General features: G+C 68.9%; 14 protein-coding genes and 2 pseudogenes. 5 read left to right on the top strand and 11 right to left on the bottom strand.

The features are described from left to right. Positions 1-290: 290 nt before the first annotated feature. The 3 genes and pseudogenes from ACZ52C_RS40840 to ACZ52C_RS40830 form a co-directional block, all read left to right on the top strand. Positions 291-1,451 carry a sensor histidine kinase gene (locus ACZ52C_RS40840; RefSeq protein WP_469079600.1) on the top strand — a complete coding sequence of 387 codons (1,161 nt, stop codon included), beginning with the start codon at positions 291-293 and terminating at the stop codon, positions 1,449-1,451. Next, entirely contained in the window at positions 1,448-2,110 is a 663-nt protein-coding gene (locus ACZ52C_RS40835; RefSeq protein ID WP_469079599.1) for a response regulator, read from the top strand. The genes ACZ52C_RS40840 and ACZ52C_RS40835 overlap by 4 nt, the downstream gene beginning before the upstream one ends. 46 nt (positions 2,111-2,156) lie before the next feature. Next, positions 2,157-2,663: pseudogene (locus ACZ52C_RS40830) on the top strand (RICIN domain-containing protein); the annotation flags it as partial. A 286-nt stretch (positions 2,664-2,949) separates the two neighbouring features. On the opposite strand, the gene ACZ52C_RS40825 reads toward ACZ52C_RS40830, so the two are convergent. From ACZ52C_RS40825 to ACZ52C_RS40805, 5 genes and pseudogenes are all read right to left on the bottom strand, one after another. After that, positions 2,950-3,417 carry a hypothetical protein gene (locus ACZ52C_RS40825; protein WP_469079598.1) on the bottom strand — a complete coding sequence of 156 codons (468 nt, stop codon included), beginning with the start codon at positions 3,415-3,417 and terminating at the stop codon, positions 2,950-2,952. A gap of 885 nt (positions 3,418-4,302) precedes the next feature. After that, positions 4,303-4,515, bottom strand: coding sequence for a hypothetical protein (locus tag ACZ52C_RS40820; protein ID WP_469079597.1), 213 nt, complete (start codon positions 4,513-4,515; stop codon positions 4,303-4,305). A gap of 674 nt (positions 4,516-5,189) precedes the next feature. Further along, on the bottom strand, positions 5,190-5,357 hold the full coding sequence (locus ACZ52C_RS40815) for an SDR family oxidoreductase (protein WP_469079596.1): 168 nt from the start codon (positions 5,355-5,357) through the stop codon (positions 5,190-5,192). Between the two features lie 325 nt (positions 5,358-5,682). After that, positions 5,683-8,208, bottom strand: a complete 2,526-nt coding sequence (locus ACZ52C_RS40810; protein ID WP_469079595.1) for a GH32 C-terminal domain-containing protein — start codon at positions 8,206-8,208, stop codon at positions 5,683-5,685. A gap of 219 nt (positions 8,209-8,427) precedes the next feature. After that, a pseudogene (locus tag ACZ52C_RS40805) lies at positions 8,428-8,856 on the bottom strand (carbohydrate kinase family protein); the annotation flags it as partial. A gap of 104 nt (positions 8,857-8,960) precedes the next feature. Here ACZ52C_RS40805 and ACZ52C_RS40800 point away from each other — a divergent pair. Beyond that, entirely contained in the window at positions 8,961-9,821 is an 861-nt protein-coding gene (locus ACZ52C_RS40800) for a MerR family transcriptional regulator (RefSeq protein ID WP_469079594.1), read from the top strand. Positions 9,822-9,880: 59 nt separating this feature from the next. Here the strand turns inward: ACZ52C_RS40800 and ACZ52C_RS40795 are convergent, their stop codons facing one another. The 4 genes from ACZ52C_RS40795 to ACZ52C_RS40780 form a co-directional block, all read right to left on the bottom strand. After that, positions 9,881-10,669: a peptidoglycan-binding protein gene (locus ACZ52C_RS40795; protein WP_469079593.1), complete on the bottom strand. Its 789-nt coding sequence runs from the start codon at positions 10,667-10,669 to the stop codon at positions 9,881-9,883. After that, positions 10,666-10,827 (bottom strand): hypothetical protein, encoded by a 162-nt coding sequence (locus tag ACZ52C_RS40790; RefSeq protein WP_159040960.1) that lies wholly within the window; start codon positions 10,825-10,827, stop codon positions 10,666-10,668. The genes ACZ52C_RS40795 and ACZ52C_RS40790 overlap by 4 nt, the downstream gene beginning before the upstream one ends. 80 nt (positions 10,828-10,907) lie before the next feature. Next, positions 10,908-11,525, bottom strand: a complete 618-nt coding sequence (locus ACZ52C_RS40785; protein ID WP_469079592.1) for a peptidoglycan-binding protein — start codon at positions 11,523-11,525, stop codon at positions 10,908-10,910. A gap of 703 nt (positions 11,526-12,228) precedes the next feature. Then, positions 12,229-13,503, bottom strand: coding sequence for an ArgE/DapE family deacylase (locus ACZ52C_RS40780; RefSeq protein ID WP_469079591.1), 1,275 nt, complete (start codon positions 13,501-13,503; stop codon positions 12,229-12,231). Between the two features lie 167 nt (positions 13,504-13,670). Here ACZ52C_RS40780 and ACZ52C_RS40775 point away from each other — a divergent pair, with 167 nt between their 5' ends. After that, the gene (locus ACZ52C_RS40775; protein ID WP_086800909.1) at positions 13,671-14,108 is read left to right on the top strand and encodes an Lrp/AsnC family transcriptional regulator; all 438 of its coding nucleotides are present in this window, start codon (positions 13,671-13,673) and stop codon (positions 14,106-14,108) included. Positions 14,109-14,315: 207 nt separating this feature from the next. On the opposite strand, the gene ACZ52C_RS40770 is transcribed toward ACZ52C_RS40775, so the two are convergent. Both ACZ52C_RS40770 and ACZ52C_RS40765 read right to left on the bottom strand, forming a co-directional pair. Then, positions 14,316-17,708, bottom strand: a complete 3,393-nt coding sequence (locus tag ACZ52C_RS40770; protein ID WP_469079590.1) for a S8 family serine peptidase — start codon at positions 17,706-17,708, stop codon at positions 14,316-14,318. Positions 17,709-17,935: 227 nt separating this feature from the next. After that, a partial coding sequence (locus tag ACZ52C_RS40765; protein WP_469079589.1) for a polysaccharide deacetylase family protein occupies positions 17,936-18,375 on the bottom strand: 440 nt, incomplete at its 5' end.

The raw sequence follows: 18,375 nt of genomic DNA, 5'->3' as shown, positions 1-18,375 counted from the left end.
GGCTCATGTGTTCCGCCGCAACTGCGGCCTACCGTGACAGGGCTACGAAACACACCGGGCAGCCCGGCCGCCCCTCGCTCCCCTTATCCGGCCCGGCTCCGGCTGTACGCGGTGGTGGCCCGGCCAAAGCCACCATGATGCTCGATCGACAGGGACATGTGATGACCCAGGCGGCCGCGGAACCCGGCCATGCCCACCCGGTGCGCATCCGGGAACGCGGACGGCGGACGAAGACAGCCGTACGGATGACGAGGTCCGCCGACCTGGCATCCGTGCGAACGGGGCGACCGGTGAGAGCCGCCCGGCGCTGGGGCCTTCGGCTGCCGCCCGTGGTGTGGGACTCGCTGTTGCCGGCGCTGCTCCTGCTCCACATCACGACCACGCGCGCGCCGCGAGAACTCCCGGTGGCCGTGGCCCTCACCGCCGCCCTCGCGCTGCCCCTGGTGTGGCGGCGCCGGGCCCCGCTCACGGTGCTCGGCGCCGTGGCAGCCGCAGCCTTCGTCCAGTGGCTGACGGACGTCCAACTGCCCGCGGACATCGCCTTGCTGGTGGCGCTCTACACGGTGGCCGCGAACTCGGACCGGCGTGGCACGCTCGTCGCCGGTGCCCTCGTGGAGGGCGGCGCCCTGCTGGCCTGTCTGCGCTGGGCGGCGGAAGGCGCATTCCTGACCCTCTTCGTCGCCTTGACGGCGATGGTCGTCGCCTCCGCCGTCCTGGGTGTGAACGCGCGGACCACGCGCGCCTACCTCGCGACCGTGGAGGAACGGGCCGCACGCCTGGAGCAACAACAGGACCAGCAGGCGCGACTGGCCGTCGCAGAGGAGAGGACACGTATCGCCCGCGAGATGCACGACATCGTCACCCACAACCTGTCCGTCATGGTCGCGCTCACCGACGCCGCCGTCTACGCCCAGCACCGGTCGCCCGAGAAGGCCACCACCGTGATGCTCCAGATCTCCGAGACGGGCCGACAGGCCCTGACCGACATGCGGCGCTCGCTGGGCATCCTGCGGACCGACGAACCGGACGCGGAGCGCCACCCGCTGCCCGGCATCGCACAACTGGCAGCTCTCGCCGACCAGATGTGCGCCGCCGGGCTGCCGACCCGCGTCGAGGTCCAGGGCAACCGCACCCACATACCCGCCACCGCACAACTGACCGTCTACCGCTTGGTGCAGGAAGCCTTGACCAACACCCTCAAGCACACACCCACCGGCACACGCGCGCGGGTCCGGATACGGTGCGCACCCGACACCGTCACCGTGGACGTCACGGACAGCGGTCCCCGCGCGCCACTTCCCGGCGCCACACCATCCGGCCACGGCATCCCCGGCATGCGCGAGCGCGCGGCCGCCTACGGGGGAACGCTGCGGACCGGACCGCTCCCGGGCGGCGGCTGGGGAGTCCACACCCGCCTCGACCTCGGCAGCAACGGTGCGGCGCCCGCATGACGATCCGCATCCTGATCGCCGACGACGAAGCGCTGCTCCGTATGGCCTTCAGCACGATCGTGGACGCCCAGCCCGACATGGCACCGGTCGGCGAAGCCACGGACGGCACGCATGCCATACGCCTCGCCCGGGAGCTACGCCCCGACGTCGTCCTCATGGACGTCCGGATGCCCCAGACCGACGGCATCGAGGCGACCCGGGAGGTCATCCGAGTCTCCCCGCGGAGCAGCGTGCTGATCCTCACCACCTTCGACCTGGATGAATACGCCTTCGCCGGACTCCACGCCGGAGCCTCGGGCTTCCTGCTGAAGAACACCAGGCCCGAGGAACTCCTCGCCGCGATACGCAGCGTGGCCGCGGGCGACGCGGTGGTCTCCCCGCGCATCACCCGCCGCCTGCTGGAGAACCTCCGCCCGCACATCCCCGACGCCGGCGGCACCGACCACGACGAGCGGCTGAGCCGGCTCAGCGCTCGTGAGCGCGAGGTGCTCATCCAGGTGGGCCGCGGCCTGTCCAACACCGAGATCGCGGCCACCCTGTACCTCGCGGAGGCGACCGTGAAGTCCCATCTGGGGCGCATCCTGCACAAGCTCGAACTCCGCGACCGGATACAGGCCGTGATCTTCGCCTACGAGAACCGCCTCATCCACCCGACATGACACCACCGCCGGGACCCGACGGTGATGTCCTCAGCCCGGCTCCACCACTGCCGGAGCCGTCGTCGTCCAGAACACACCGTCCACCGGTAACTCGCAGAAGTGGACCCTCATCGACGCGGGCAACGGCTACTACAAACTCAAGAACGTGGGCAGCGGCTTCAACGCCGCCGTCGCCCAGTCGCTGACCAGCAACGGCGCGGCAGTCGTGCAGTGGAACGACCTGAGCAACGACGACCAGCTCTGGAGGATCGTCCGCATCAACCGAGTGGCTGCGGATGGTGCGGAGAGCGGGCGTGTATCCACGCCCGCTCTTCGCATGGGCCAGGGAGGAGCTGTCCTGACGACCAGGGCCGGGCGTCGCGACGTTCCCCGATACGGGATCGACCGAGGCGGCGAGTTCGCTGATCGGCCCGCGCGCGGGGCCACTGTCGCTCGACCGGCCCAGGCGACTCGCGCCGGGCGGCCACTGCGTCGGTCACGCCTGTCTGGTCGGGGGGCATGGGTGGCTCGGGCAGCGGGTGGGCCTTGCCCGTGCGGAACGCGTCGAGCATGAGTTCGACGCATGTCGCGTCGGGCAGGCGTACCGAGGCCAGTTCGGCGAAACCGCGGTCACCGGCCTCAGGGCGGTGCGGAGCATGAGCGACGGCATGGCGAGCACAGGGGGTGCCCAGACAGTCGGGGCACCACCTGTGCGCTGGAGACGGATGCCGTCCCTGCCCTCCGATCCGGGACCAGCTCATCGATCGCCCCGGCCTCAACACCCTCTGAGCCACTTCAAGTGGCCCACCCCTGGTTTCCGACCCGGACACCATGCTCAGCGTGCCCGGGTCGATGTGCCCTCAGCAGAGATCGAGGCGATTGAAGTCGTACGTCGCGTAGTCCGGAACCGTGTGGATCACGCCGTTCGCAGGGATCCAGACCGAGTACCTGGGCCCCCAGAAATGGACTTGGGCTCCGCCGGTCTGGTTGTTTCGGACAGCGAGTGCGTCGATGAAGTTCGAGAGCGACCGTGTTTCGCACCTGAACAGGTGGAAGACGCTGTGTCGGCCGTCGCCCTGGCCAACCGACACGCAGGCGATTCCAGAGGCCAAGGAGCACGTCACCAGCGCCGTGTTCCGATCGGCACTCGACACATTCCGTGTCACGTATTCGCCCGCGTACAGCGGGGAGATCCCCGGTGTCCACGCGGTCGGTCCGGTCGCGTCGTTCGGTGCTGCCTGTGCTGGTGCCTGCGCCGCCAGCGGAAGGAGCAATGCGGCGATCATCGTCGCGACCAGTGCAGCCGCCCGCTTTCCGATCCTTCTCATTCTCATTCGGTCTCCTCCGCAGTTCACCGTTGATGCAGCCATTCCTGGTGGATGGCGTCTCTTGTCGTGGTGCAGGCGAGCACGGCCAGGGAGTACGCCGGGGCCTGTGGCGAGTCCCGGTCGGTGACGACGCGTCCTCCGCGGCGCGTGGCCAGGGAGGCAGGTCGTGGTCCCTGTGCAGGGCTCGTTGGTCTGGCGGTCTCGCCGTTGACCGCCACCGATGCGGCCGGGGCGGTCGATCCAGGTGTAGCGGCTCGCTCGTTGTTCGCCTTCGAGACCCTGGTGCCGAAAAAACAACTCGCGAAAAACGCGCGGGCCAGGCAGCCCGGCCCGACCTGACCTGAGGGGGTACATGCGCACCGCGCTGTGCATATCCAAGAACGAGGTCTAGCGGCTCCGCCAGGACAGGGAAGGCCGGCTGACCGCGTTCCCGCGCCCGGCCCCAGGACCGCGTCCGCTTCCCGTACCTCCACCTGGACGCCCCCGACCACAAGACGCGGATCGAGCACCGTACCGCGTCCCGAACCGTGGTGATCACCGCCGAAAACACCGAGCCGACCCGGCGCTCGTCACCAAGCCCGTCACACCGGACAGCGCCGCCGACCTCGGCGAGCGGATGATCCCGGCCCCGCGCTCGGCCCGGGCTTGGGCAACGAAGCCGTCCACGTGCTGACGCGCCAATGCGCCGACGGGGGACCAGAGCGGGGACGGTGTTGCCGAGACCGAGCCGGTCAAGGTCGTCGTCCTGCTGCCCAGCGACCGGGCCATGGCGGCGGGGGCGCGCTACGCCGACCACATCCGGCCCACCATGAGAAAGCACCCCTAGTCCGCAGCCTGTTCACCGACGGTTGGTCCGTGGCCGATGCCACACCGACCGCCGGGAGTTCAGCGACCCGACCGGGAAGCGCCCTCCACCAGCTGAACGACGACATCCAGGACTCCCTGGCCGAACGCAGTGGGGGCGATCAGCACGCCGAAGACCAGCACGATGACGACGGTCAACTTCTCGTCGAACCGGCTCCGGGCCTGCGTACGCCGACGCAGCCGCACGACGATGATCACCGCCAGCAGAACCGCCACGTTGATCGTCAGTACCACCCGGCCACCCCTCCCCCATCCGACACAACGTCCGCCGACCTGTGTAACCCCGTCCCACTCCGCGTGGCGACCCAGTTACGGATCGTTGGCGGCAAAACGCTTCTGCCCGGCCGGTTTTCCGGCCTTGACCAGCACTCACAGCCGCGCCCGCCCACCCGCGACGCGGTACGCACCGGCCCGCCGCACCGTGCGTCGTACACGATGCAACGCAACGCACTGAGCCTCCACCACCTTCAAGGCACAGGTCGAAGGGCTGGCGTGACCCTCACTCGGGGCTCACCCTGGTCGTGGGCGGCGGTCCGCCGAGAAGATCGTTCGCCAGGAACCGCTCTCCTCAGAGCTCATCACGCGATCGCGATCCGGTCTTCCTGAGGCGTGTGGAGCAGATGAGGCTGCAAGCCAACGAGACGAAGGTGTCGTGGAGTTCGACACGTCGTTCCCAGCGGACCGCGAGGCGTTTGAACTTGTGGAGCAGGGCGAAGGTCTACTCGGCGACCAGCGGAGCTTGCTCAGGCCCTTGATGTTGGGGAACCCTTGGGGGCGATCAGGGCCTGGATGCAGCCGCGTCTCAGTTCACCGCGCACAGCCTTCGAGTCGTACGCCTTGTCGCGGGTCGTAGCGGTACGCGCCCCGAAGGCGCGATGTCCTTCGGGGCGCGCGGCAGGGGCTCGGGGTCAGGCGTCGTAGCCACCGTGGGCGTCCAGCGTCGCGCACGTGACGTACGACGCGACGGGGCTCGCCGGGAAGGCGATCGCCGCGGCGATTTCGTCGGGGTGCCCCGCGCGTTGCAGGGACAGCGAGCTGAGCAGGGCCTTGCGAGTCTCGGGGTCCGGCGGTTCCATGCCGCCCTCCATCAGGCCGCCTCCACGACACCGGCCGTGATGTTCCGGGGCCCGAGGTCGCCTGCGACACCCATGGTGTGCCTCTCGATCCCTGACTCGGTCGCCGCGTGGGCGGCAAGGCCGGGCGGCGACCGACCCGGGGCCCAGTCCGGAACTCACCGTGATGATGCGGACATCAGGCATGCCGCCGTACCGTCGCCGTCCTGACCACGCTGCCGGGTCCAGGGGCGGCTTCTCCTACGGGCTCGTGGTGTGTCCAGCAAGAAAAGGCGCTGGCCCGGCACTTGGCATGTGCCGGGCTGTCCTGGGCGTGTGGCCGTCCGCGTCAGTCGTGGGTGGAGTCGAGGTGCCAGACGGTGGCCTTGTTCAGCTCCACCGAGCCGTTCTCGGCGAAGACCTGGACGCCTTGGCTGGCGGGGTCGGGGAAGATCTGGTCGGTGATCACCGCTTCGCCGTCGCCGCCGAAGACCTCGATGGACGACCAGTCGACGAGGATCCGCATTTTTATCTCGCCGTTCACTGCCTTCAGAGGCGCGGTCTGGATGCCGGGGAAGGTGCTGTTGAAGTCCACGGCGCCGGAGCGGGTGCGGTCGACGTACAGTTCCCGGGTCGTGGTGTCGTAGCCGATGACGGTTTCCTCGCCCGCGGCGCCGGTGCGGACCTTGAGCCCGAAGCGTTCGGCGTCCTTGAGGGAGAAGGTGGCCTCGATGTCGAGCGCCTTGCCCTCGGCGGCGGGACCGATCAGTGCCTTCGACGTGTTCGTCACGACGTCGGCCGTCGCGGTCGCCGGAGGCTCCTGCCGCAGGGACTTCACGCTGTTCACGGGCTCGCTGGTCAGCCGGACGCGGCCGTCGACGGTGCGCAGCGCCATCTGGCGGGGGATGCTCTGTGCTCCCCGCCAGGGGGAGGTGGGGATGGCGCCGGCATAGTCCCAGTTGTCCATCCAGCCGATCATGTACCGCTTGCCGCCCGGGGCGCTCTCCCAGGAAACGGCCGCGTAGTAGTCCTTGCCGTAGTCGGCCCAGTGGGCGCGCTGCAGGACGGAGAGGGCGGAGGAGTCGGCTGCGGTGAACTGGTCGGCGAGGATGTGGCCCCAGCCGCCGGTGTTCATGTCGACGAGCTGGATCTGCGCCTTCCTGCCGAGGTACGGGCGCATGTTGAACGAGGCCCAGTCCAGCTTCTCGCTGTCGGAGCCGGTCGCGCTGCGGACGACCTGGCCGTCGACGATCAGATTGACGGAGGTCTCCTGGGACCCGGGCTGGGCCTGGGTGTCGGACAGCACGATCTGGTCGGCGAGGATGTGGCCCCAGCCATCCGTGTTGTCGTCGACCACCCTGATCTGCGCCTTCTTGCCGGCGAGGTCACGGACGTCCCAGGAGGCCGTCTGAAGTGCCTCGGCATCCTTTCCGGTGGCGCTGCGCACGACCCGGCCGTCGACGAGGAGTTCGAGGGCGGTGGGGTCGGCGGAGCCGGCAGGGTGGTTGCCGCCGCCGATGAGGAAGTTGATGTATCGCTTGTCGATGGTGAATTCGGGCGAGGTGAGGGTGCCGGTGCTTGCGTCGCCGTTCAGGAAGGTGTTGACCAGGCCGCTGCCCTGGAAGCCGGAGACCTGTTGCTGGCCGGGGAGGGTGCCGGTGGCCGGTGCCGGGCCGAAGGCGTCACCCGTCGTCGTCCAGTCGCCATAGGTGCCGCCCTCGAAGTCGGCGAGGACCGTCCCGGGCTGGTGCGGGTGCCGGCCGCCGCCGATCTTGAAGTTCAGGTAGGGGCTGTCGACGGTGAAGGAGGGCGAGGTGAGGGTGCCGGTGGTGGCGTCCCCGGAGTGGAAGCTGTTGGCGAGGCCCTTGCCGTCGAAGCCGCCGACTGTCTGCTGCCCGTCGAGCGTCCCGGCCGCCGGTCCCGGGCCGAACGCGGTGCCCGTGGCCGTCCACGAACCGAAGCCGGTGCCCTCGAAGTCCTGCACGACGGTCCCGGACGGTGGGGTGTAGGTGCCGTCGTCGTCGGCGGTGAACTTCGTGCCGTCGAAGTCACCGATGAAGTACTGGGCGGCCGAACCGCCCGCGATACCACCGGGGTTGATGTTGACGACCAGGACCCACTTGATGTTGTTCGTGTCCCCGTCGACGGCGAGGGGGAACAGGTCGGGGCACTCCCACACACCGCCTGTCGCGCCGGCCGGTCCGAACTCGCTGAGCTGCGTCCAGTCCTTGAGGTTCTTGGACGAGTAGAACCGGACCTTGTGTTCGGCGGACAGCGACACCGTCATCAGCCAGCTCTTGGTCGGCGCGTACCACTGGACCTTGGGGTCGCGGAAGTCTCTCGAGCCGATGTCGATGACGGGATTGCCCTGGTACTTGGTCCAGGTACGGCCGCGGTCGGTGCTATAGGCGAGCGACTGTGCCTGGGTGCCGGTGGATTTGTTGTGGCTGGTGTAGATCGCCACCATGGGCGGGTTCTGCTTGGTGCCGAACCCGGTGGTGTTGTTCTCGTCGACGACGGCGCTTCCGGAGAAGACCATCTCCTCGTCGTCGTGCGACAGAGCGAGCGGCAGCTCGTCCCAGTGGACGAGGTCCGTGCTCACCGCGTGGCCCCAGGACATGTCGCCCCATGAGTTGCCACTCGGGTTGTACTGGTAGAAAAGGTGGTACTCGCCCTTGTAGTACACAAGGCCGTTGGGGTCGTTCATCCAGTTCTTCTCCGGCGTGAAGTGGAACTGGGGACGGTAGGTCTCGGAGTACAGCGGGGTGTCGGCCACGGCATCCTGGGGGGCGAGCAGGGCTGCGGACAGGGCACAGACGGCCGCCGCGGCGGTCATCCGCACACGGGCATGCCGGGATACACGTCCAGAGCTCACGATGCCTCCTCTGCTGCGGCCGTCCACGCAGCACAGCGCTGACTGCGGCGGGCGGCCCGAAATATGACGCCCTGGTCCGCGATGTCGTCGACACCGCGGACCAGAGAGTGTCAACGCTGACTTGTGTCAACGCTGACATCGAGTGGCCCGATGATGAGCGGCATCTGACCAACGCGTCAACAGTTCGGACGGGATTACCCGGCGCGGCCCGTCTGTCGGTCAGGCGTGATCGGCTGTCGCGAGCTGTACCAACTGGTCGTGCCACGGCGGATCGGGGCCGGCGACCGAGCAGGTCAGAGCAGCTACCCGGGCGGCGAGCCGGTCGTCTTCCGCCACATCGTCAAGACGCAGCGCGGCGAGTCGGGCGCTCAGGAGCCGACGGGCTCCGAGGTGGTGCAGCAGCCCGGCATTGAAGGAATTCCACCGCAACTGCGCCTGTGCGCCGGGCTCCCTGACCAGGGCCAGTGAGTCGGTATGCAGGCAGGGGAGGTGCCGGACAGTCAACTCCCGCCAGTTCTTTCACAGTCACTGCCGGTCGGCCGTGTTCTGTGCGTGGAACGAGAACGCGGCCTGCCCGTGACCGTCCCGTTCGGCCACGGCCACGGCCAGCGTGCTGGGCTCGGCTGCCGCGGCGGCATCCGAGAGGTCGGTGCGGAGTACGGACGCGCGCCCCCACGACAGAGGGGTTTGCATGTGCCGTAGCGGCATGTGGTCCAGTAGGCGGCGAGCACGACATCGAGAGGTTCCCTCGCATGCCCCTTCCTGCGATTCCCCGCCGGGTCAAGATCGGTGATGCCGCCGCGTTCGCCGGGACCACACCCCGCGCCATCCGCCACTACCACGCCATCGGGCTCCTCGCCGAACCGGAACGAGGCAGTGACGACCGCCGCCGCTACGGATACGACGACATGATCCGCCTGCTGTGGATCCGCAGGATGGCCGATGCGGGTATCTCCCTGGACGACATTCACGCCGCCTTCAAGGGCACCGCCGACATCGAGCAGTCCCTGGCACGCCTGGAGGAGTCCCTCGCTGCCAAGGCTGCCGCCATCGAGGCCCAACGGGCCGCCGTGAACCGCCTCCGCGAGGCGGGCAACCCCCTGGGCCTGCTCTCAACACTGGTCACTGGCCGCCTGCGCGATCTACCGCCGCGAGCCCTGCGCTCCGCCGACCTCGATACCCTCCTGGTCACGGAGCGCGTCTACGGCCCGGTGGGCGCCGCTATCCAGGCCGACCGGTTCATCGTCCTGGCCACCCACCCCGAGCTGCGGGCCGAGGAGGACCGCCTGGCCGAGGCCGAGGCAGCCCTGGACGACACCATGTCCCCCGACGACCCCAGCATCGAAGACCTGGCCGCCCAGCGATGTGATCACGAGACCGCCCTGGCAGCCGCCATCGAAACATCCGACCTGGAGGAGGCCCTCAACGTCCTCCTGGACCGGGAGGACGAGCACGCCGGCGAGGAAGAAGACGGGGCCAGGATGAGCGCGATGGAGGCCACCGGCAAGATGCCGTACGACTTCTCCCCGGCCCGCGTCCGGTACGAGGAACGTGTCATCGAACTGCTTCACTCGGCCGACCAGGACGACGACAGGGACCCACGGACCTGCTGACGGGCGTCGGGGCCCGGAGCGAGCCCGAGAAGAGCAGCGCGGAGTGGTGCGGCACAAGGTCAGACGTTGGGGACCCGCAGCTTGTCCCAACTGGTCCTGCCGGGGATGCCGTCGGCGTCGCCCCCTGCGAAGCCGAGCTTTCGCTGCCAGGCGGCAAAGGACCTCACATCGCCCGGGCCCCAGGTGTCGGCGCCGGCACTCGACTCGTACCGGTTGCAGTCCTCGGCGACGAGCCGCTGATGCATCGCGGCGACGATCGGCGATTTCCGTCCGGCGTGGAAGAACGACGCACCAGGGAACGGCTCAGTGTTCGGCTGGGGGTCGGGGTGGGAATTCTTGAACTGGTCGTACGCCGCCTGAGCCGCCTCGAGGACCTTGTCGTAGATGTCGTCCATGTGCGGGCCGGCGCAGACGGTCGAGGACCAGTGGTGGTGGTAGAAGAGGTTGCTCTTGCTGGGGCGTTCGCCTATCACCTTGGCGAAGTTCCAGCCGGCGAGACGCGCGGCACTCCTCCAGGTGGTCTCGCCGACCGTCCAGCCGGGCGCGAGCGTCGCGTTCGCCATTTCGATGCTGATCGAGCGCTGGTTGCCTGCCACATTGCCGACGGCCCAGGCATACTCGTTCACCTTGACGTACTGCGCGACCTCGCCTGCGGCGTCCACGTCGAAGTGGGCCGAGGCCGGACGCGTCCTCCAGACCTCGAGCAGACCCTGGTGCGAGAAGCGGCCGGCGTTGTGATGCAGTGTGACCGAGGTCTTCCTGTGGGCCGTGTGAAAGACGTGGCCCGTCGCGCTCAGCTCGTCGATGAGGTTCGCCACGTCACGGTCGTAAGCGATGGTGGCGGTCACTTGGAGTCCTCCATGTCGTTCTCGACGCCGTCCTCGGCGAAGGCGACGAAGTCGCTCTCGGGAAGGTCGTCGAGGTTGTCGGTTCCGGGTCCGTCGCTGACGTCTGTTCTGGCGAGAGCCGCCTTCAGGTCTTCGTCGTCGAAGTTCTTCTCGGGCATGACGCCGTCCTTTCCGGCCGGGCCGTGGATGCGGGTACGCTCGCTCCGCTCCACTCGCTTCCGTCTCCGTGGCTCAGCCTTCACACGTTGGGGACCCGCAGCTTGTCCCAACTGGTCCTGCCGGGGATGCCGTCGGCGTCGCCCCCTGCGAAGCCGAGCTTTCGCTGCCAGGCGGCGAAGGACTTCACATCGCCCGGGCCCCAGGTGTCGGCGCCGGCACTCGACTCGTACCGATTGCAGTCCTCGGCGACGAGCCGCTGATGCATTGCTGCGACGATCGGCGATTTCCGTCCGGTGTGGAAGAACGACGCGCCTGGGAACGGCTCGAAGCGGGACGGGCCGGCGGACCCGCCATCCATGTACTGCTTGTAGGCTCCGTTCACGAACGTGGACCATTGCTTCCAGTTGTGTGCGTGCTTGATGGCCTTCGCCGTCTTGGCGTTGTAGAGCGGGTTCTTGAGTTTTCCCTCGACCCTCAGCGTGTCCGGCGGGGAGAACTGACCCGGGTGCTTGAGGGAGCGAATCTGGAAGAGGCCGATGGACGGCCCCCACTTGTTGTCGACCAGATGCTGGTCGCCGACAGCGCCCGCGTCGCCTTTGGACTCTGCCATGGCGACGGCGGCCGCGATCTTGATGTCATCGCCGGTGAACCCTGCCTCCGCGGCGAGGGCGCGCAGCTCGGGCAGACTCATTCTCATTTTCGACGCCTCCGTTTGTTGACTGGGCGACATTCTCAATCCGGGCATCCGGAGAAAATGTCGCCGAACCCGATGACAAGAGGCGGATCCGGAAAGCGTGAAATTGCCTGATGCCACTCTATGACGGTGCCAGGCACCGGGCAAACAGAGCGCCAAGGGCTCTTGGAGAGTCATCGCTCGGGTCCAGGATCTGCACCCCGCCGAATTGGACGCACTCCCACCCTGCTCCACACAACGACCCAGCAGGTTGGGGTTAACTGACAATTTCTCAGCTTGCCGAGAAACTCCAAATGCTGACGCTGCGCTTTTCAGTCTTGTCTGTTCGTAGCGGCCCCTGAAGCCAACAGACAACCAGAGTCTCCCCGACCCGCGAGACCGTCGAAAAGCTCTACACGGCACGCGAGCGCCTGAAGTGGGCCGCGTTCGCCGTGCCGCTGGCCAACGCCCGGTGAGCGAGCACGAGTTTGCCGACTGCGACACCGACCCCTTGAAGCCGCACTACTGCTGGTTTTGGCGTGCGCCGGGCTCGCATCGGCCGATGCCTTCGAAGCTCGACTACCCCGCGCGCGGAAGGCGATCGCGACGCGGCCACCGCCTGACCGACTCACCGTCCGGACCGGAAAGGTCATCCGCTCTCCGCTCTCGCCCGCGGCGTCGCGTAGCGTGACGTGCGCATCCCCATCCACCCGAGCTGCGGGCGGTACTACTCGGTGCCGACTGCACGCAGTGTGGCGAGCACCAGTGCCCGGGTGACGGCGACGATTTCGGTGAGGCGGACCTGTTCCTGCGGGCCGTGCGCGAAGCGTACGTCGCCGGGGCCGTACTGCAGCGTGGGGATGCCCGCCCCGGAGTACAACCGCAGGTCGCTGCCGTAGGGAGCGCCTCGCTCCGGCGGTCGTGGGCCACCGGTGACGTCGGCGTGCGCGTCGCCGACCAGGGCCGCGAGCGGGTGTCCGGCGGGCAGCCGTCCGCTGGCGAACTGGCCTCCGGGCCACGTCACCATGGCGGGATGAGAGCGCAGCCACGGATCGTCCGCGCAGGCTTCGGCCACGCACGTCTCCAGTTCGGTGCGCGCCTGGGCCGGATCCTCGCCCAGCCGGACACCCAGTCTTCCCTCGGCCACCAGCAGGTCGGGCACACTGCTGGCCCAGTCGCCGGCCCGGACGGTACCCACGGACAGCGGGTAGGGAATGGGATACTCGGCCATCAGGGGGCCGGCGTCGGTGTTGCGGCGGGCTTCGAGACGGGCGAGCGCCCGGTGGATGGGCAGGTAGGCGTCGACGGCGCTCACTCCCACGTATCTGGTGCTGCCGTGGGTGGCGCGGCCGGGTACCTCGATACGGAACGTCAGGGCGCCGGCGTTCGCGGTCATGAGCGCGCCGCTGGTCGGTTCAGTGATGATGCAGGCATCCCCGGTGTGGCCGCGTTCGAGGGTTCCGAACGCTCCGAGCCCTCCGTCCTCCTCGCTGACAACGAAGTGCGCGGCCACTTGGCCGCGCAGCTTCGCGCCCGCTCGGCGTATCGCGGTCAAGGCGGCGAGTATTGCCACCACGCCCGCCTTCATGTCGCACGCTCCCCGTGCGTGCACCACGTCCCCGGTCACCCGGGGGCGGAAGGGGTCGCCCTCCCATCGCGCCAGGTCCCCGGAAGGGACGACGTCGACGTGTCCCTGGAGGACCAGGGTCGGCCCGTCGCCCTGGGGTCGCGTGCCGCCCACCAGGCCCCACGACTCCGTGCGCGGGGCCTCGCTGCCGGGAAAACGGGGATGGGCACGTAGCTCGGGCAGGTTCATGGACCACAGGTCGACATCGAGGTCCATCCGCTCCAGATGCCGGGCCAGGACGTGCTGAAGCTCGGACTCCGCGGCGCTCCCCGTCACGCTCGGAACAGCGAGAAGTTCCAGCAGCAACCGGCCGATGGCCGCCTCGTCGACCGCGGCCAGTGCCGAGGCTTCCACACCGCTCAGGCTTGCTGTCATCAACACTGCTCCCGGCACGTGACATAAGGACAAGCCGGAGACTATGTTCGGCCTGATAACGCAAGCAATCGCCATTTGCTGCTACTTACGGTCGATTTCTTGCAATGTCAGCGAGTTCATGGCGAATACTTGCGTCACGCCACAGGGTCTGACGTCTGGAGTGGGTCATGGACGCCATCGATGAAGCGATCATCCGCTATGTGCTGCACAACGCACGGGCCACGTACGCCCAGATCGGCAAGGCGGCCGGGCTGTCCGCGCCCGCCGCCAAGCGGCGTCTCGGCCGTTTGGAGGCCACAGGCGCGATCCGCGGTTACACCGCTCTCATCGACCCTCAGGCATTGGCCTGGCACACCGAGGCTTTCGTCGAGGTCTACTGCACCGGCAACCCCACCCCCGCCGAACTGCGCCGAGCCCTGGAGGGCATCCCCGAGGTCGTCGAAGCCTGTACGGTCTCCGGCGCCGCCGACGCAGTCGTCCACATGCTCGCCAGAGACATCCACCATCTGGAACAGGCCATCCAACGCGTGCGCGCCACAGCTCCTGTCGAACGGACCGAGAGCGCCATCGTGCTCTCCCGGCTCTTGAACCGGCCTCGCGTGTGATCGACACCATGTGATCACCGCGAGCGCATGTGACAGCTGGGGCGAGGCACCGAGAAACCAGGCGCACCTGAGGGGGGAGCGCCAGGAAGACCCGGTGCTCCCCCCTCAGGCCATGCCTACCGCGTCGCATGCTCCCGACCAAGGCCGGGGCACCCTGCACCCCTTCACCAGGAGTGGAGGTCTCCGCGTGGGCGCCGTCGTGCAGGGTCAGTGGACGGGGGCGATTCGGTAGGCCCGTATGACGGTCTGGGTGACGGTGTTGCCCGCCTTGTCCGCTGCGCTGAGCCGCAGGGAGGCGTAACCGGTGCGACTCGGGTGGTGGAGCAGGGCGCTGCCGGTGGTGCCTCGGCGGGTGACGTGGACGGTCTTCCATGTGCGGCCGTCGTCGTAGGAGACCTTGAGGGTCAGCCGGGTCACCGCCGATCGTTCGGCGCCCTTGGGGCGCTGCACGGTGAGCGGGACGCGGAAGGTACGGCTGGCAGGGGCGGTGCTCTTGAGGTCGACCGCTCCCCCGGCGCGTACGGTCAGTAGCGGCAGCGCCGAGGACGTCGAGCCGCGAGGCCGTGTCGAGGAGAAGCCCCAGGTCAGCGTGGAGCGAGTGCCGAGCGCCGTCCAGTCGGCCGTGCGCGTGGTGCGGGTGGTCAGGGTGTAGCGGCGCTTGGCGGCGCTGGGGACGGTGAAGCCGATGTTCGAGAGGTCGCCCGCACGGTCGATGACCCGTCCACCGGAGGACAGCACGGCCTCGCCTTCCATCGCGAAGTTGGAGGAGCCGTCGAGGCGCTGCTCGGTGCCGGTGGCGGCATACGGCGCCATGTCCAGGGACAGGTAGTTGCCCTTGCGGGTGGAGCTGTAGACGGCCGGGCCGACGGGGGCCCGGTTCCAGTCGACGGTGTACGTGCGTCCGGCCTGGTAGCGACGGACCGCGGTCGTCTCGTCATGGTCCGGGAGAGTGCCGTCGGGCCTGTTGTCCGTCGTCCCGAAGACGTCGAGGTAGTGCGTCCAGGTGAGTCCGGGGGCGGCTGAGTAGTACTCGGTCACTCGGCTCGGCAGTGCGGTGTGCAGCGTCGGGATGAACGGCATCAACTCCGTCTCGTTGGTCGGCTGATCGGAACGCACGGCTGCTACCCGCTTGCCGCCCTGGGAGGCGTAACCGGCCCGCACGGTGGCCAGTTGCCGGTCGTGGACGACGGGGTTGGTCTCGGCAGGTATGCCGCCGTTGTGTGTCTGCCGCAGGGAGTAGCGGTAGGCGCCGCCCGAGTCCTTGCCCGTGAGGGTGGCGGAGGCGGCGTAGCGGACGCCCGGGGCCTGTGCGGTGGGCGTGGCGTACAGGGTGGCCTTGCTGCCGACGACGGCGGTGAGTGAGTAGCTGTCGATTGCCTGCCCCCCGGGCAGCGCGAGGGTGGCCGAGGTGGAGATCGCTGTGGCGTCGCGGTGGTCGACGCGGGCCGAGACCTTGCCGGCCTTGCGGCCGTCGAGTGTCACGGTGCGGTCCTGGTCGGTGCGGATGCCGGTGGCGGCGAGCAGGGTCCGGGTGCCGGTCCGGGTGCCGGAACCGTCGAGCTCGGCCAGGCTGTCGTCGATGCCGAGGATGGTGTAGTCGTCCTCCGGCAGGCGCAGCCGGAACGTGCCGTCGCTCCCCAGCCGGATGGCCTGCTGGATGCCGGTGTGCGGGCCGACGATCGTCAGCAGTGCACCGGCGGCCGGCTTGCCCTCACGGTTGAGGCCGGTGACGGTCAGTGTGTGGCGTTTCGGTTCGGCGAACAGGCCGACCGCGGTACGCACCGTGGTGCCTGCGGCGGTGGCGAGAACTGCGCCGCCGTAGCGGCCGATCTGGGCCTTGGTCGTACGGCCGGTGACGTTCGCGGTGGCGGTGCCGTGCGCGGGGACGGTCACGCTGGTGGCGTCCAGGGAGAACATGCCGGCCGGGGCCCGCTTGCCGCCCGGGCCGTAGGTGTCCAGGGCGAGCTTGAGAGTGACCGCCTGGTCGCCGTCGTTGCGGTAGGTGATCTGCCGAGTGGCGGTGGCGTCGGCGTGCGGCCAGGCGAACAGGCCCAGGTTGGCGGCGCCGGAGGTGGCGTAGACCTTCTGCTTCAGGGCACGCACGATGTCGAGGCGGCCGGAGCCCTGTTGGAAGGCGGTCAGGTTCTTCAGGCCGTGCGCCGAGGAGGTCAGGGCCCTCTTGAAGTCGGTGGCCTTCCAGGTGGGGTGGGCCTGGGCGAGCAGGGCCACGGCACCGGTGACGTGGGGGGTGGCCATGGATGTGCCGGACGCCTGCTCGTAGCGCGGGTTGGGCGTGGGTGTGTCCATGTTGGTGCCGTCGGCGCGGGCGCCGATGATGTCCTCGCCGGGTGCCACCATGTCGGGTTTGACGGCGTCGTCGCCGAGTCGGGGGCCCTGGCTGGAGAAGTCGCTGAGGGTGTCACGCTTGGTGGTGCTGCCGACGGTGAGCGCCGCGTCCGCGCTGCCGGGGCTCTGTACGGTGCCGTCCACGCCGTTGCCCTGCGGCCCGCCCTCGTTGCCGGCGGCCACCACGAACAGGGTGCCGGTCTGTGCGGTGATCCGGTTCAGGGCGGTGGCCACCGGGTCGGTTCCGTCGGTGACGGTGTCGCCGAGGCTCAGGTTGACGGCGACGGCGTGCTGGGCCGCGGCCCACTCCATGCCGGCGATGATCGCGCTGTCGGGGCAGGCGCCGTTGTCGTCGCAGACCTTGCCGATGAGCAGTTTGGCGCCCGGCGCGACGCCCGCGTACTTGCCTCGGGACGCCGCGCCGGTGCCGGCGATGGTCGAGGCGGTGTGGGTGCCGTGTCCGAACCCGTCCTTGAGGCCGGTGCCGGTGAAGACCTTCGATGCGGCGATGCGGCCGTTGAAGTCGGGGTGCTTGGCGTCGATACCGGTGTCCAGATCGGCGATCAGCACGTTCTTTCCGGTGATGCCGGACTTCCAGGCGGCGGGGGCGCCGACGATCTTGTTGCTCTCGTCGTCCAGGACCTTCGCCTTGCCGTCCAGCCACAGCTTGCTGACTCGGCTGGACAATCGTCCCTTGAGCAGTGACTGCCACAGACCACTGGTGCTCTTCTTGGGCTGGGTGAGGGTGCCGCCGTTCAGCGCGCGCAGGGTGCGGCCGAGGTCGGCTCCGTGCGCGGTGAGAGCGGACCGGGCGGCCCCCTTGTCGGCCCGTTCCATGACGATCAACGGCAGTGAGCGCGAGCGTGTGTCGTCCTGACCGATGCGGATCAGCTCCGTGACGTCGAACAGCCGCGCATCCAGCTTCCCGGTGGCCAGGAGGCGCTCGGCATCATGGGGAATCACGCTGATGTGCTGTGTCCCGGCGCGGAGGGAGCGTACGACGCGGAAGCCCATGTCCTCCCGGCCCTTGCCCGGCAGCACGGACACGGCGGGGACCTTGCCGGCGGGCTGGGTGCGCAGAATGACCCGGTCGCCGGTGATGAGGGTCACGGTTCTGGCGGTCGCCGTGTACCGCCCCATCGACGCTGCTTCGGGGGCGACGGCCTGCGCGACCGGTACAGGCGCGGCGACCGAGACGGCCACCACACCTGCGAGGGCGGGGAGCACCCCCCACCTGACTGACTTGGGCAGCAATGCGTACTCCTTCGGTGTCCGGCTCCACGCCGGAATCTGATGGTTCGACAACTGGGTGGCCGACAAGCGGACTCGGGCCGCCATCGGCCGTATTGGGCAGGAGTTCGATCACGTCGTACGCGACGCCGGAGCCGAGGCAGACGGTGCCACCGGATCCGCTGACGATGTCGAGGCCGACTCCTGCTGGGAGTCAGGGAACGCCCGGCGCGTGAGGTGTCGGCGGGTGTTCAGAGGCTGGCGCGCAGGTGGCTGACCGTGACGAAGTGGTAGCCGCGGGCGGTGAGGGTGCGCAGGATCCGTGGGATCGCGGCGACGGAGGTGGGGTGGATGTCGTGCATGAGGACGACGCTGTTGCGCTGCGCCTTGTCGATGACGGTCTGGGCGACCTTGCCGGCGTCGGGATACTTCCAGTCCTCGGTGTCCACGTCCCACAGGACGGGGGAAAGCCTGGTGGCGGACCGGACGGTGGCGTTGATGGCGCCGTAGGGCGGGCGGAAGAGGGTGGGCTCCTTGCCGGTGGCGGCCTTGATGGCGGCGCTGGTGCGGTTGAGTTGGGAGGCGATCTGCTCGGGGGTGAGGTCGGGGTGGTTCCAGGAGTGGTTGCCGACCTCGTGCCCGGCGCGGGCCTCGGCGCGGACCAGGTCGGGGTGGGCGGCGACGTTCTGTC

This window comes from Streptomyces sp. NPDC034049, from assembly GCF_055575575.1.
Note: the sequence above shows the minus strand (reverse complement) of the source record. Positions and strands in the feature narration are given on the sequence as shown.